At 69.6% G+C, this 15,087-nt stretch carries 12 protein-coding genes and 3 tRNA genes; 7 read left to right on the top strand and 8 right to left on the bottom strand.

Annotation, left to right across the window (positions count from 1 at the left end; all coding sequences use genetic code 11):
* Positions 1-115: 115 nt before the first annotated feature.
* Positions 116-928, bottom strand: coding sequence for an aminotransferase class IV (locus tag AR3_RS11800; protein ID WP_067912991.1), 813 nt, complete (start codon positions 926-928; stop codon positions 116-118).
* Positions 903-1,955, bottom strand: a complete 1,053-nt coding sequence (locus tag AR3_RS11795) for a chorismate-binding protein (RefSeq protein ID WP_227023400.1) — start codon at positions 1,953-1,955, stop codon at positions 903-905. Before AR3_RS11795 ends, AR3_RS11800 begins: the two co-directional genes overlap by 26 nt.
* Positions 1,956-2,572: 617 nt before the next feature.
* On the opposite strand from AR3_RS11795, the gene AR3_RS11790 reads away from it, so the two are divergent.
* The 3 genes from AR3_RS11790 (at position 2,573) to AR3_RS11780 (ending at position 2,850) form a co-directional block, all read left to right on the top strand.
* Positions 2,573-2,645: transfer RNA gene (locus AR3_RS11790), tRNA-Gly, on the top strand.
* 25 nt (positions 2,646-2,670) lie between these two features.
* Positions 2,671-2,741, top strand: a tRNA-Cys gene (locus AR3_RS11785).
* Positions 2,742-2,775: 34 nt separating this feature from the next.
* A tRNA-Val gene (locus tag AR3_RS11780) sits at positions 2,776-2,850 on the top strand.
* A gap of 632 nt (positions 2,851-3,482) precedes the next feature.
* Here AR3_RS11780 and AR3_RS11775 read toward each other — a convergent pair.
* The 3 genes from AR3_RS11775 to AR3_RS11765 form a co-directional block, all read right to left on the bottom strand.
* Complete coding sequence (locus AR3_RS11775) at positions 3,483-3,839, bottom strand: hypothetical protein (RefSeq protein WP_067912989.1); 357 nt, start codon at positions 3,837-3,839, stop codon at positions 3,483-3,485.
* A gap of 11 nt (positions 3,840-3,850) precedes the next feature.
* Positions 3,851-4,633 (bottom strand): SAM-dependent methyltransferase, encoded by a 783-nt coding sequence (locus AR3_RS11770; protein ID WP_067912986.1) that lies wholly within the window; start codon positions 4,631-4,633, stop codon positions 3,851-3,853.
* A gap of 811 nt (positions 4,634-5,444) precedes the next feature.
* A complete protein-coding gene (locus tag AR3_RS11765; protein ID WP_067912983.1) occupies positions 5,445-6,911 on the bottom strand; it encodes an MFS transporter in 1,467 nt (488 codons plus the stop codon).
* A gap of 161 nt (positions 6,912-7,072) precedes the next feature.
* Between AR3_RS11765 and AR3_RS11760 the strand changes: the two genes are divergently transcribed.
* From AR3_RS11760 to AR3_RS11745, 4 genes are all read left to right on the top strand, one after another.
* Positions 7,073-7,672 carry a TetR/AcrR family transcriptional regulator gene (locus tag AR3_RS11760; RefSeq protein WP_067912981.1) on the top strand — a complete coding sequence of 200 codons (600 nt, stop codon included), beginning with the start codon at positions 7,073-7,075 and terminating at the stop codon, positions 7,670-7,672.
* Between the two features lie 783 nt (positions 7,673-8,455).
* Positions 8,456-8,971, top strand: a complete 516-nt coding sequence (locus AR3_RS11755; protein WP_067912978.1) for a restriction endonuclease — start codon at positions 8,456-8,458, stop codon at positions 8,969-8,971.
* 657 nt (positions 8,972-9,628) lie between these two features.
* On the top strand, positions 9,629-9,889 hold the full coding sequence (locus AR3_RS32905; protein ID WP_067912976.1) for a carboxyl transferase domain-containing protein: 261 nt from the start codon (positions 9,629-9,631) through the stop codon (positions 9,887-9,889).
* 927 nt (positions 9,890-10,816) lie between these two features.
* Positions 10,817-11,899: a sporulation protein gene (locus AR3_RS11745; protein ID WP_067912973.1), complete on the top strand. Its 1,083-nt coding sequence runs from the start codon at positions 10,817-10,819 to the stop codon at positions 11,897-11,899.
* A gap of 214 nt (positions 11,900-12,113) precedes the next feature.
* On the opposite strand, the gene AR3_RS11740 is transcribed toward AR3_RS11745, so the two are convergent.
* The 3 genes from AR3_RS11740 to AR3_RS11730 form a co-directional block, all read right to left on the bottom strand.
* Positions 12,114-13,010: a M48 family metalloprotease gene (locus tag AR3_RS11740; protein ID WP_067912970.1), complete on the bottom strand. Its 897-nt coding sequence runs from the start codon at positions 13,008-13,010 to the stop codon at positions 12,114-12,116.
* 1 nt (position 13,011) lies between these two features.
* On the bottom strand, positions 13,012-13,374 hold the full coding sequence (locus tag AR3_RS11735) for a BlaI/MecI/CopY family transcriptional regulator (protein WP_067912968.1): 363 nt from the start codon (positions 13,372-13,374) through the stop codon (positions 13,012-13,014).
* 589 nt (positions 13,375-13,963) lie between these two features.
* Positions 13,964-14,917: a sporulation protein gene (locus AR3_RS11730; RefSeq protein ID WP_067912965.1), complete on the bottom strand. Its 954-nt coding sequence runs from the start codon at positions 14,915-14,917 to the stop codon at positions 13,964-13,966.
* Positions 14,918-15,087: the final 170 nt, after the last annotated feature.

Genomic DNA, 15,087 nt, shown 5'->3' with positions numbered 1-15,087 from the left:
CGGCCCGCAGCGTCCCGACGGGGCTGGACCGTGACTGGCTGAGAAGACGGCGCCCGCCGTCGCGTGCCACGACGCGGCGGCGGGACCCGCGTCGGGCGGTTCGCTCAGCGGCCCGTCACGGGTCCATGAGCTCGGCGGACCGCGCCGCGAACACCTCCATGACCTTCGTGGTGATCGGGCCGGGGGCGGCGGGCAGCGCGGTGCCGTCCACGGCGCGGATCGGCTGCACGTTGCGGGTGGTGGAGACCAGGAACGCCTCCTCGGCCCGGTACAGGTCCTCCAGCGGCACGTCCTCCTCTTCGCCGCCGTACCACTCCAGCACCAGCGCGCGCGTCACGCCGGCCAGGCAGCCGGACGACAGCGGCGGGGTGAGCAGCCGTCCGCCGCGCACCAGGAAGACGTTGCTGCCGGTGCCCTCGCACAGGTTCCCGGCCAGATTGCCGAAGATCGCCTCGCCGCCGCCGCGTTCCTTGGCGTACGCCAGGGCCATCGCGTTCTCCGCGTAGGAGGTGGTCTTGAGGCCGGCCAGGGCGCCCCGCTCGTTGCGCGGCCACGGCACGACCGTGACGTCGGCCACGGGCGGGAACGGCTTCTGCTCGTCGACGGCCACGACCGCCGTGACGCCCTGGCGGCCGCGGTCGGACCCCAGCGGCCCCGGTCCGCTGGTGTAGGTGATCCGGACCCGCGCCAGCGGCCACTTCGGCGCGGCGTTGAGGACTTCCAGCGTGGCCTGGGCGAGCATGTCGTGGTCGGGCTGGGGCAGGCCCAGCCCGGCCGCCGACCGGGCCAGCCGGCGCAGGTGACGGGTCAGCGCGAAGGGCTCCCCGTTGGTCGCCTTCACCGTCTCGAACACCCCGTCCCCGACCAGCACGCCGTGGTCGAAGACCGACAGGCGCGCCTGCTCAGGTTCGAGCAGGTCCCCGTTCACCCAGACCTTCGCCCGCCCGTTCGCCGGGCCTGCCGCTCGCTCCGCGGACACCGGAAGCCACCTCCAACAGCCGAGCCGCCTTCAGCTCGGTCTCCTGCCATTCCCGTCGTGGATCGGACTCCCACGTGATGCCCGCCCCGGTACCGAAACGCAACCTGCCGTCCTCCGCCCAGAAGGTGCGGATGCCCACCGCCAAGGCCCCGCGCCGGGAGTCCGCGTCGACCCAGCCGACGGCCCCACAGTACGGCCCGCGGGGTTCGGGTTCGAGCTCATCCAGCAAGGTCAGCGCACTCGATTTGGGCGCGCCCGTCACCGAACCGGGAGGAAACGTCGCCTTCAGCAACTCCGGCCACCCCTCCCCCGGGGCCAGCTCGGCGCGCACCGTGGACACCAGATGCACCAGTCCCGGATGCGACTCCACCGCGCACAGGGCGGGGACGGTCACGCTGCCGACCTCCGCGACCCGTCCCAGGTCGTTGCGGACCAGATCGACGATCATCACGTTCTCGGACCGGTCCTTGGGCAGCAGGTCGTCTTCCGTGCGTCCCGTCCCCTTGATCGGCCGCGACTCGACGACCGCCCCGTTCCTCGACAGGTAGAGCTCGGGGGACGCGCTGGCGACCTGCAGGCCCGGCACGCTGAGCGTCATCGCGTACGGCGCCGGATTCCCTTCGGCGAGCCGCGCCCCCAGGCCCGCGATGTCGGCGTCCGCCGGGAGCGGCGCAGACAGGATCCGGCAGAGGTTCGCCTGGTAGACCACCCCGTCCGCGATCGCTTCCCGGATCTTCTGGACTCCGCGCACATAGGCGTCCTCGTCCATCGACGACACCCACCCGCGGACGCCGTGCCAGGCCCCCTCCGGGTGGGGCGCGGGCCGCACTGTGTCGAACCGTGCGCACGTCACCTTGCCCTCGTAGGTGACGACGACCGCCCACCACCCGCGGGACTCCAGCGCGCCGGGATCGCTGGTCACGTCCCGCAGCCCGGTGGCGAGCATTCCGCCGACATGCGCGAACGCGCCTTTCACAGGACGCTCCCGAAAACGCCGCAGCCTCGCAGGGTCATCTGCGGCGCGTGCCGTGTCCGCCCTCGTTCGGGCCGCCCCGAACGCTGCTGGGCCCTTCTTGTGACCTTGAACATTCCGTCATCCTCGATCAGGCCGCCGTCGGCCGGGGACACGGACGGCGCCCCTGGCCATACCGCCAGATGGTCGTAGCACGTCCGCGACAGGCGCCGTCGCCCCGGCTCCCCTGAAACCGCGGCTCACCGCCCTCCAGTACTGGGCGACGCCGGTATCGCGGAGCCGGTTGAGCCGGTGCCTCGCCCCCTGCTCGACCGCCGTAGCAGGGCCGCCTATGGGCGCGGACGGCCTGCGGGCCGTCCCGCCGAACCTGCGGTCGCTCCCCGGCGGCGGGCGGCCGTTCGTCCAGCAGGCCGTCTTCGGGGACCGCCCGCACGGCCGAAGGCGCCGCGACCAGCACGATGTCGCAGCCGTGCACGGCCATGCCCCCACGCTATGCGCCCGCGCTTCCACGCAGGTCGGCGCGTCCCCCCGCGCCTCGCGGGAATCGAGTTTGGGTAAGCGGCCCGGACACGCTAAGGTTTTCTCGTCGCCGCGAGGGGCGGAGGCCCCAAGCGAGACAGGCGGAAGTGGCTCAGTTGGTAGAGCATCACCTTGCCAAGGTGAGGGTCGCGGGTTCGAATCCCGTCTTCCGCTCTGGGAGGCCACCAGGTCTCGTTCTGGTGGAGTGGCCGAGAGGCGAGGCAACGGCCTGCAAAGCCGTGTACACGGGTTCAAATCCCGTCTCCACCTCAGGCGCCGTACTTCCCTCAGGAAGCACGGTCCCGGGCGATTAGCTCAGTGGGAGAGCGCTACCTTGACACGGTAGAGGTCACTGGTTCGATCCCAGTATCGCCCACCAACACACAAGCCCAGGTCAGCCCACGAACGGCGGCTTGGGCTCTTTTCATTGCGGCATAGGTCTCCCCCTCACGGCGTTCGGGGTGCGGCGCTTCAGCGCCCCGACGGCGCGGCGGTGCCCTCCCGGACCACCAGCTCGAGCTCCACGGTTCGTCGCGGCTGGCCATTCCCGTCCGGCGGCGGGGCCTTAGCGCAGACGGGGGACGTGATCCGGAGCACACTGCTCCACCGGCCGTCGCGGACCAGCTGATCTCGGGCAGTGCCCGGATGGCAGCAGCTGCTTCTCATGCCTGCCCCGCAGGAATCACTCGTCGTCGAGGGTTCGGGGTTCCAGATGGCCCAGCGGCGTTGGAGCTGGACGACGAGGCTCCGGCGCATGGCGTCGGTGACGTGGGTGTAGACGCTTGAGGGCCTGCATCTGGCGGCCGTTCATTTCCGTTCACTTCAAAGACGTCCGGCTTTTCCAGGACGGTCTCGTGGTGGTGACGCAGTCCGTGCACGACCACCGGGCAGGATCGGCGGAATCCGCTGTGCGGGGTCGCCGCCACAGGCCGTCCGCCAGGCACGGCGGGAAACTCGGAGCGCCGTAGCCGCTCTCTCCCGTGGCTGACGAACAGCCGGTCATGGTCGTGGCTAACGATGATCTGTTTCAAGAAGGCCGGCAGCCCCGATGCGGCGGGCGCCGGCCTCGCTCTTGGGCGGGTCCGGCCATGGCTTCGCGCCGCCTTCGTACGGGCATCCGATGTCGGGGGCGATCACCAGACTCCCCCGCCGGTGGCTGCTGGCGCGGGACAGATCAGCTGGCTCTCTTTGCTGCAACCCGGTCCAGGCGCTGGTGTTGACCATGACCTGGGCGTTGCACCCACCCGTCCGACGGATGCGTCCGCTGATCTGGTGGTCGCGGATCAAGGCATTCCAGGCAGCGCCGGCGGCCCGGAAGGCGGTGATGGCGGCGTCCTTGGAGTCCTGGACGGTGAGGCCGCCGGTCACTGACCGAGACGTCACTCTGAAGACGCGACCTTCTGACCAGTGACGAGCGCAAACGTCAGAAGTTCGCCACGGTCGGCGTCGAGCATGGAGATCGTGGCACGAGATGCTTGTCGGACGGCCTCGTCGGGGGAATGTTCGGCGCAGACCTCGCACCACAGCTTCCAGTCGAGCCAACCATCCGGCTGCGCTCGGCTTGCGGTGACCTGGACCAGCCCGGTCTGTTCCCACTCGAAGCGCCACCACTCGGGCGAGTGAAAGCAGAGAACCTGCCACCCCACCCCGGATCGCAGATGGGCCGGGATACCGCCGAGCTCGCGCAATTCGCGGTGCAGTGACGGCACGGCGATGGACAGCCGACCGCCTGTCTTGAGGAACTCGACCATGTAGCCAAGGTAGAGATCATCAGTACCGAAGTAGTGATAGCTGTCCACGGCGACGATCGCATCGAATTGGCCCGATGCGAACGGCAAGTCGTGCGCTTCGGCACGCACGGCGTGGACCTGGTCGCCGACGCCTGCCTGTTCGAATCGCGCAGCGTTGTCTTCGGCCGGGATCCACAGATCCGCGGCCCACACTTCGACGCCGTACTCGCGCGCTAGAAAGATCGAGGTCATCCCCCGTCCGCATCCGAGATCGAGGACCTTCATTCCGGGCCGGAAGGCACAGTCCCGGCCGAGGTCTTCGAGCAGCCACAGCGGGTTCGGCCCCATACAGTTGTCGACCATCCACTGCGGATCGTAGGCCGCCGCACGCGGATACTTGTCAGGCCTGACGAGCGCATCCAGCGAAGTCACCGCACCTTCATATCAGCCGCCCCACGGCCCGACAACGGAATATCTCAGGCCAGCTTGTGTCAACTTCACGACTCAAAGCCAGGCTTGAACCCCCGAGTCGTCTACCGCTCGGAGGGAATCCCCGCCGAGTCGCCCGCCGGCCGACTGCCGCGAAACGCGCATCGCAGCCATGAGCCACCGTGACCTGGGCACCCGACTCCACCACTGCAGACAGCCCGGCAAACCGGGCATGGCCCGATCGTGAACTTTCTTGACATGGTAGAGGTCTCTGGTTCGTCCCAATATCGCCCACCACATCTATAACCCGACCAGACGCCTGTCCGCCGTCGTGGGCTAACCAAAGTTTGGCAGCCCCGTCAAGGACGGTGCTTTCCCGGCGGCTTCCATCTTCTCTCGTCCACCCGCCGACGCTTTCTCGCCTCTCTCGAGTTTCGGCAGGAACGGCGATATCCGTCGCCACTCCCCCACTACGCACGTCGACAGGAACGCGTTCTTCGTCCGTCTGACCGGGCCGACGATGACAGACACCGCCGTCCAGCGGGCAGGGCGCCGGCCTGTCATGAATGTTCGGATCGAAGAGCGCATAGTCAATAGGACCTTGCGGGCGTAGCTGATTCCGACGCTGTACCGGTGCGGTCGGCGCGTCAAGGCGCTAGAGGTCTCCCGGTCTGGGCGCCGGGTGCTGCGGAAGGAACACGGCCTGGCCCCGCGCCGCCATGTGCAGGGCTCCAGGCCGCGATCCTCCAGTCCGACGCGGACTTCCAGTTGGCGGGCTGACCCCCTAACCAACGACGGCTCGGCGCCGCCTCCGTCATTTCTTCTCCGTGACGGCCCCGGGCTCCTTGGCGCCCGCATCCGGCGCACCCTGAGCACCGCGCCGCGCGCCCGGTCCGAACCAGAACAGGAGCGCGAGCACGATCGCCGCGGCAGTGACCACCGCGGCCCAGCCGAACACTCCGGAGATGTTCTCCGCGGGCCCGCGCCCGTGCCGGGTGAACGGGATCAGCAGCACCGCGAGGCCGAGCGAGCCGCCGATCGTCAGCGCGGCCTGCAGCAGCCCTGCGGTGACGCCCGCGTACTCGGCGGGGACCGTGGTCAGGATGACCATGTTGAACGGCACGATCGCCGCCCCGACGCCGACTCCCATGACCACCAGCGGCGGAAGGACGTCGGCGAGGTAACCGCTGCCGCCGTCCAGTCGGCTCAGCCACAGCACGCCGACCAGCACCAGCGCGAGCCCTGCCACCGCCCGGGCCTTCATGTCGAACCGGTCCAGCCGCTTGGTGAGCCACTGCGTGGTGACCAGCAGCGCAAGCCCGAACGGCAGGATGCCCAGGCCGCTCTCCAGCGCGTCCAGTCGCAGCGCCCCCTGCAGGTACTGCACCAGGTAGATCAGGAAGCCGGTGAGCACAGAGGCCAGGAGCAGCAGGTTCAGGAACGCACCCACTCGCGCACGGTCGGCGAACACCGTCCCCGGCAGCAGCGGCTCGCTCGCCCGCGAGTCCACCACGGGCAGCAGGATCCACAGCACCGCGGAGACCGCCAGCGGCACGACCGTCCAGGTGTCGGCCCACCCCTCCTCAGTGGCGTGCACCAGTCCGTACACCGCCACGGTGACAGCGGCGGTGACCAGCACGGCGCTCGGGAGGCCGAGCGGCCGGGAGCGGGTGGCCTCGTCTTTCAGTCCGAGCACACCAAGGGCGATCGCGATGACCGCCAGTCCCACCGGCACGTTCACCAGCAGGCTCCACCGCCAGTCGCCTGCCCAGGTGAGCAGGCCGCCGAGCACCATGCCCGCCGAAGCCCCGAGACCGGTGATGGTGGAGTACATACCGAACGCACGCTGCTGCCGTTCGCCCTCGAACACGATGGCCAGCAGGGCCAGTCCGGTCGGGCCCGCGATGCCGGAGCCCGCGCCCTGCAGCGCGCGGCCCACCAGCAGCATTTCCACGTTGACGGCCAGCCCCGCGATGAGCGAGGCGACGACGATCAACGCGACGCCCGCGACGAACACCCGGCGGTGCCCGAACACGTCGCCGAGGCGGCCGGCCGACGGCAGCAGGCCGCCGAAGGCCAGCAGGAAGGCGTTCGGCACCCACGAGCCGGACGCGGCCGACAGGCCGAGGTCGGACTGGAGCGCGGGCAGCGCCATGTTCACGATCGTGCCGTCCAGCTGCAGCATGAACTCGGCGCCGACGATGGCGCCGAGGATCAGGCCCCAGGTTCTGGAGGACGCCGGGCGGGTCCGCGTCTCGCCGGTCACGGTGTCTGCGCTCATCGAACCTCCGCTCTTGCATGGACCACGTCCTCCGTCCGATGGCCGACGGAGCGGGGGGGCACCGGACGTGCAGAGTGGCCGGTACTATCGTGAGACAGCCTCAGGTTCTCTCCACGCAGTTAACCTGAGGCAGCCTCAGGTAGTCAATCGGGAGGTCAGCCATGAGCGCCGGTGCGCCGTACATCGCCCGCCGTCCCAAGCGGGCGGACGGTGCGCGCAACTACGACGCGATCCTCGCCGCGGCCCGCAAGGCGTTCGAGAGCGACGGCGCGGAGGCCTCACTGGAGGAGATCGCGGCGCAGGCCGGGGTCGCGATCGGCACCCTGTACCGGCACTTCCCCAACCGAGCGTCCCTGGTCGAGGCGGCGACCCGAGACGGGCTGGGCGACCTGGTCGAGCTGGCTCGACGCCTGTCCGACGCGCCCGACCCGCTGGAAGCCCTGATCGAGTGGATGCGCCATGCGGTGCGGCACTTCAGCACGTTCCGCGGGCTCGTCGGCATCCTCGCGCAGAGCATGTACGACGAGGGCACTCCGTCTCACGAGATGTGCAACGCCATGCACGAAAGCGGCGCCGCCTTGCTGCGCGCCGCGCAGCGGGCCGGCAGGGTGCGCGCCGACCTGACCCCGGAGGAGATGTTCGACCTGCTGACCGGGGTGGCGTGGGTGCGCGAGAACGCCCCCGCCGACCGCGACCGCACCGACCGCCTGCTGCGCCTCATCTTGGAAGGACTCACCACCAGGACGCCCCATCCCGCCTGACATGGTTCCGGAGGGCCGGCCAAGGGCTTCCGGGAGGGCATCGGCCGAATGTTCGCGGCCGTGATCCGCGCGTCCGCCCGGATCCCACCGTGTCGGTGGCGCCGAGGCCGGCGATGGACGCGGCTGCCTACGGCCTCGCACTGGCCGATCTAGTGATCATGCGCCGGACGCGCCAGCTGTTCGTACCGGCCCGGACCTGGTGATGAGCGTGACCGGCAAGGAGATCGACATGGCCGGGCCGGGCGCCCAGGGGCTGACGACCGCCGGGCATCTCGCACATTGTCGCCGCGGTTGAGGACGACACCTTCCGGCGCCCCCGCCAGCTCATTGACCTCTTGCACCGCCGCGGGTTGGGGCGTTCCGCGGGCCACCGCCGACCGGCCGCTGGGGCTGGCGCCTCGCGGCGTCAACGTCGCAGGACGGCGGCACGCCGGGGCCTGACCGGTTCGTGATCGACCTTGCCGCGATCGATTCGACCGCCCTGCGATTCTCCTCACCCGGACAGGTGACCTCAACGCATATTTGGCACACATTAGCCGCGATTAGGTCATCGCCTTAGAGAGATAGCCAAAGACCGAAATTCAGCTCCTTGTTCTTGTCTTGGCGGAATGTCGGAAGCAGATGTCATCCTCGGAGCCAGGCAGCATATACCGGAGGTTCTGAGTGGAAGTCCCCCCTTCTCCTCGCGTTCCCGCCGGCCGAACGCGATCCATCCTGATCAACCTGGGCATCGCCGGAGGAAGCCTTGCTCTAGGGGTCGCCCTCGCCTGGCCGATCGCCACAATGATCAGATTCGTCGCCGCATACTGGCAGTGGATCGTCGGCGCCATCGTCGTCTTGATCGTGCTGGCGGTGCTCGGCTCGGCCGCCGCCGGGATCGAAGCGCACAAGGCCCAGGTGGAGAGGCAGCGACTCCGCGAGATCGCGCACCTGGAGCGCGTAGACACCATGACCGGTCCCCAGTTCGAAGAACTCGTCGCAGCACTTCTTCGCCGTGACGGCTACCGACACGTCACTATCGTCGGCAGGAGCGGGGACCGAGGGGTCGATATCACTGCGCGTACACCGGACGGCCGCAAAATTGCCGTGCAGTGCAAACGCCAGAGCCGCACTGTCGGCGCGGATCGCGTCCGCAACCTCATCGGCGCCGTCCACAGCTCTTACACCGGCCATGTCGGCGTCTTGGTGACCTCGAACACCTTCACCGCCCCCGCGCTCGACGAATGCGGGGACAGGCTCGTTCTGATCGATCGGGACCGCCTGGCCAGGTGGATGGACGGCGACGCACTGATCATCTGACCAGGCTTCAGGGTCCTGGACGCACCCCGACTGCCGTCGTCACGGTCGGAAGGGATGGACCGGCTGCTTCGTCGACTACATTCACCGCTGCGAGAAGCTCGATGCGCGGGCCGTCGCCGACCGGCCGCCGGCGTGCTCATACTTGACAGCCTCACCGCACCTACGACCTCAAACGCTGGTGCGCGCCCGCTGGACGACGAGCGCTTCAAGGAGCTCTGGCGGGCTGGGCGCCCGACATCGTGGCCGGGCCCGCGCAGCTCGGCGGGCAAATCGTCGGGGTGCCCCCAACAAGTCGCTGCGCAACGGCGGCTGCCTGACCTCCCTCTATACCGAGAGGGGCTGCTCGCTTCTTATGCTATTCACCCTGCCTGCCGCCGGTTCCGACGCCCCGGTCGGCGGCGGCGCCTCGGGCGGCGCGGCCCGCAGCGATTTCGCGCCGCTGGCGCGCAGCATCTGTGCCAGCGGACTGCTGGAGCGCCGCGTCGGCCACTACACGCGGGAGACCGCCGCCACCCGCGGCGCGACCGCCTCGGCGTGGGCCGCCGCGGGGTGGGCGGGGTCGTCGTGGTGGCTGGTGGCGTTCACGGTGCCGATAGCGCTGCTGTCGGCCCGCACCGTATTCTCACGACGCCGAGAACCGGCAGATCACTTGCCCGAATGTGCACCACCTTCGACGCGTCGCTGGTGGTCGTGGTCGATGTCCCGGCTTACCTGCCCGGCGCCCGCCAGGAGTGGGACGGCTTGGACTGGTACGGCGCCGAGCTTCTGTACGCGTTCGGAGAGGCGACCGTCCCGAGTTTCACCGTGATCACCCGTAAGTTCTGCGGCGACGCGAAGCATGACCGCGTGTACAGGGAAGGGAGGCACGGCAACATCCCTTTGAGTCCTCTTCGCTTGCGCACTCGGCTTCCCTGCTGAGACGGTGCGCGACTCTCTTGGAAGGCAAGCAGCGCGGCTGGCTGCACGCGGGGACATTCCCTTTCGCGTTGGTGGCGGGCCAGATCTTGGTCGCGTTCAGACCGACCGTGGGCGCACGGCTGTGCGCGGCGATCTACGCGCTGGCCTCGGTGCTGCTGTTCGGCGTGTCCGCGGCCAACCCACCGGGGCCGCTGGTCGCGACACGTCGGCGACTGACTGCGCCGTTTCGACCACGCCGACGTCCCCCTCATCAACTCGCACCACATAGCCGTGACGGCTCGCCTGACCGAGGGTCGCGTCATGGACGACGGCGACCACGGCCTGACGACGGTTACGGGGTTGTGACCGCCGGGCGTGACGGATCTCCGTTGGTCGGCCACTCGGCTTTGTGCTACATCTGTAGTAGTTAACTTTTCGGCACGTCCGCCGACCGGCACGGCGGGTGGAGTGGCGTCGGGGGGTGCGGGGTCGGTGCAGATCGCGGCCCGCAACGGAGAATCAGGCGTCCGCGGTCGTCGACCGGGACCGCACCGACGGCGGCCAAGCCGATGCGACGCGTCGGCCCCTTCCCGTCCACTTGCCCGGAGCCGATCCACCCACGGCTCCGGCAGCCGCAGTGCCGATCAATGCGGCGACGATCCTCACAGCGAATGGGACCGGCGGGGGTCCGCCCGATGCGAGGGCACCGATGCCGACCCCACCGTGGGCACCGCAACGGTGTCCATGATCTTCACTGCCGCACCTGGGTTCTGCCCAGTGCAAGAACTCGGCGCCACCGCCTACGGACGAGTGCGCTGATGCGCTCCTGCCCTCGTTCGATTGGGGCGGACGCGGTACGGCGGACGGCGGCGCCTGCGACCTCGCAACGGCGAGACGCGGTCGATCTGTGCTCGGCGGACATCCGACGGACAACAGAAGAGAGGAAGCATGGTCTTCAAGCAGCTGCTCGGCGCCTTCGGAGTGGGCGGACCTTCGGTCGAGACGGTGCTGAACGGTTCGCACGGCCGTCCGGGCGACGTCCTGTCCGGAGAGGTCAGGATCCAGGGCGGCGATCATGACGTGGAGGTCCAGCAGGTGACGGTGGGCCTGCTGACCCGTACCGAGTACGAGCACGACGACCACGAGGGAGCCGCGGACCTGGAGTTCTATCGGGGTTCTGTCGCGGGCGCCTTCCACCTGGGGGCCGGGCAGTACCACGTGATCCCGTTCCAGCTGCCGCTGCCGTGGGAGCTTCCCCTCACCGAGGTGTACGGGCAGCACCTGCACGGCATGGCCATGGGCGTGCGCACGGACCTGGCGGTCGCCGGTGCGGTGGACTCCGGCGATCTGGACCCGATCTCGGTGAGCCCGCTGCCGTCGCAGCAGCGTGTGCTGGACGCGTTCAGCGCGCTGGGCTTCCAGTTCAAGAGCGCCGACGTCGAACAGGGGCACATCGCGGGCGTGCACCAGGAGCTGCCCTTCTACCAGGAGATCGAGTTCTACGCCCCGCCGCAGTTCAGCGGGCAGATCAACGAGGTCGAGTTGACGTTCGTGGCGAGCCCGCACGGGCTGGCGGTGGTGCTGGAAGCCGACCGTCGCGGCGACATCTTCACCGAGGGCGACGACGTCTACGGCCGCTACCACGTCTCGCACGACGAGGCGCTGCACATGGCCTGGGAGCAGGAGCTGCAGAACTGGCTGCACGCCGTGGCCGCGCACCTGCACGGCGGCCACGGAGCCGGGTATGCGCACGGCCATCACGACTCGCACGGCGGCGGTCCGGGCTGGGGCGGGGTGGCCGCCGGGGCGGTGGTCGGCGCGGCCGCCGGGTTCGCGGCCGGTGCGGTCGTCAACGAGCTGCTCGACGACGGCGACGAGGGAGAGGACGGCGGTGACGATGACTCGTTCGCCGCGGCCATCGCCGACGCGCAGCAGCAGGCCATCGAGGACGCCTACCGGCAGGCCGCCTACGAGCAGGCCTATGAAGACGCCTACGAAGAGGCCGTGGAGTTCTTCGACGAGGAGGTCTGAACGAACCGGCCGTCGTCGGCACGTCGTGACGTTCGGTGAGGTCGCGACGGAACGCGGCAGTTCATCGCCCGGAACGGATGTCGACCAAGGGCGAGCAACGCGCCACAGGTCCCGGCGACCTCACCGAACGAGGCACTGTGGTCGCCGCGATTGCAGAGCGCGCCCGGCAGCCTCTGCGCGCCCCGTCCCCTCGGGCCTCGGCGGGGCGCGCAGGTCACCGGATGATGAGCGTGGGGAACAGGGTCGAGGCGATCGCGCGGTCGAGTTGCAGGGTGAGGGCGGTCAGCGAGCCGGTGACGAGGCCGTGGCCGACGAACAGCAGCGGACCGCTGACGGTGTTCTTGGCCGGCGGCGTCGCCAGGAGCGCCTCCACGCGTTCCACCACGCCGGACCATGCGAACGGGACGGCGGGTCCGTGCCGGCCGTCCGGGCATTGGGCCAGCGCGACCTTCGCGATCGTCCGCGCGACCAGCCTGCGGTCGCCGACCGCCTCCGCCGCGTCCTCGTCCGCCCAGCGTTCCACCGACAGCCGCAACCTGTCGTTCAACGCCCGCAGGGGCGGCAGGACCGTCGCGGCCAGCTCGCCCGACGCCAGATAGCGGTGATGGCGATGCCGCAGATGGGACCGTTCGTGCTCGAACACCACCTGCAGTTCGCGGGCCGTGAGACGGCTCAGCAGTCCCCGGGAGAGCAGCACGCCGCCGCGCCGTCCCGGGACCGCGACGGCTATGGGCACTTCGGTGTCCAGGGGTCGTCGCGCGTCGGCCTGGGCCGCGCGCAGATCGATCACCCACCGGACGGCCAATCGCGCCGCGACCAGCAGACCGGCCGCCGAGAGCACGATCGCCGGGATGCCGACCCAGGCGGGGACCGGTCGGTCGTCTCCGAACAGGGCCCACTCGGGCACGTGGGCGGCGGCGTCCGGCGCGAGCGTCGCCCCGTAGTTGACCGCGACGAACACGCCGGTGCCGAACGCGGCCACCACGGTCATCACCCCCGTGGTGGACAGCAGGCGCGCCGACCAGAGGGGGTGCAGCGGTAAGGCGACCCGGCCGAGCGTCACGCTCAGCGCCAGCATCACGCCGAACGGCAGGAAGGTGAACCAGTTCACGTCACTCGTCGGTCCGTGTCTCGTCCAAGATCTCGCGCAGCTTGCGGGCCTCGTCGGGGCTGAGGGTCTCGACGAACCGGCTCAGCACACCGCCGGGGTCGCTGGCATGCCGCAGATGGTCGCGCATGCGGCCGGCCACAAGCTCGGACTCGTCGACGGCGAGGCGGTACCGGTAGTGGCGGCCCGAGCGTTCGCGGGTGACCAGCTTTTTCTCATGCAAACGGAACAGGATCGTGTTGACTGTGGTGTACGCCGGATTCCCTTCCAGCCGGGACCGCAGCTCGGCCGTTCCGGCCGAACCGCCGAGAGCCGCGAGCGCCGCCAGGACTTCCGCCTCCAGTTGTCCGAGTGCCCTTCGCGCCAAAATCCTCAACCCCTACGACAACTACGGTTGTCAAAATGATGGCAGAAGGCATCACCGCATAAGTGAGCGAATTCTCCGATACCTGCTCAGGAGCCAGCGGGCGGCCTCCTGGGCACGGGCGCCCGCACACGGTGGGCGCATACCCCGCCGGACGGTCCGGCACGCCGACATCGACGGCACGCGTCGGGGCCTGCTCCCCTCCGCCGATCCTGCAGTCCACGACGATCAGGGGATCGACGGCGTGCTGAGAATTCGATCTCGTTGAGGGGCCCCGGCCCAGGGCGGCCGGGGCACGATCAGGCAGGCTCCTCAGCGTCGGCTCGGTATGCGCGACCGACTGAACACCGTCCCGTCCACTCCGGCCGCCGGCACCGCGGACGGGGAGGATCCCTCCGCGGTTCGTCCGGCATTCCACGACGCCCGAACACCGGCGGTCGCCCCCGGCCAGAGTGTCCTGGACGGTGCCGCGTTCACGCGCAGGTGATCGCCTTCAGACACTCTGGCGCGGAGGCGAGGTCGAGGCGCGTTGACGGTTCCCGACTCAGCCGCGATTCCGCTCCACGCACCGAGGCGGAACCGTCAGGGCGGGTCAGTCTTCCTCGTCCCCGAAGATCGACTCAGCGACCTCCTCGACGACCTCTTCGGCGATCATCTCTCCGGCCATGCCGACCGCGACGCCCGCCGCCGCGCCGGCCGCGACACCGCCCCAGCCGGGGCCATGGTGATGTCCCCCGTGGTGGCCGTACCCGCCGTGGCCACCGTGACCGCCGAGGCGTCCGGCGGCCAGGGCGTCCAGCCAGGCGGTCAGGTCGGCCTCCCAGTTCACGGCCATCGCCTCGCCGTGGGGAACCTGGACGCGGAAGATCTGGTCGGTGGAGCCGAACAGGCCCGAACGCTTGTCGGCCTCCAGCACGACCGTCAAAGCGCCGGGGTCGGCGACGAACGTCAGCTCCACCTCGTTGATGCGACCGGCGTAAGCGGACGGCGGATAGAACTCGATCTCCTGGTAGAACGGCAGCTGCTGCGCGACGCCGTGAATGTGGCCGTACTCGACGTCGGCGCCCTTGAAGACGAATCCCACCTGCTCGAAGGCGCGCAGGACACGCTCCTGGGACGGCAGCGGCGCGATCGAGACCGGGTCGAGGTCGCCCTTGTCGACCGCCTTGGCCACCGCCAGCTCGGTCCGCACGCCCAGCACCATGCCGTGCAGCGGCTGCCCGTACACCTCGGTGATCGGCGTCTCCCACGGGACGGGCAGCCGGAACGGGATGAGCCTGTCGGCCTTGGCGCCCAGCTGGAACGGCCCGGACACGTCGACGCGGTGGAACTCGATCGCACCGGAGGACTCCCCGCCCTCGTGCTCGACCTCGACGTTGGTGACCAGGCTCAGGGTCACCCGCTGAATGTCGACGTCGTAGTCGGCGGCGGTGATGCGCACCTCCCCGGACAGCGACTCGCCGGGGCGGCAACTCGGCACCGCCAGCACGGTGTCGACCTTCGGGCCGCCGACCCCCAGCGCTCCCATCATCTTCTTGAAGACCACTACGCCCCCTCCTTGGTCACGCGGCTCGCGAACCAGGCACCGCGCCGACCGACGGCGCCAGCCGAACGCCGCCATACTATTACGCTTGTAGTTTCTAGCTCCTGCTTCCGTCGATGTCACTGGGGCTCCCCCGGCCAGCATGCGGCCGCTCGATGCCCGACGGACACGGA

It is taken from the genome of Actinomadura rubrobrunea NBRC 15275, from assembly GCF_001552235.1.
In the GTDB taxonomy this organism is placed as follows: domain Bacteria; phylum Actinomycetota; class Actinomycetes; order Streptosporangiales; family Streptosporangiaceae; genus Spirillospora; species Spirillospora viridilutea.
The sequence above is the reverse complement of the archived record's forward strand: the minus strand, read 5'-3'. Positions and strand labels throughout refer to the sequence as shown.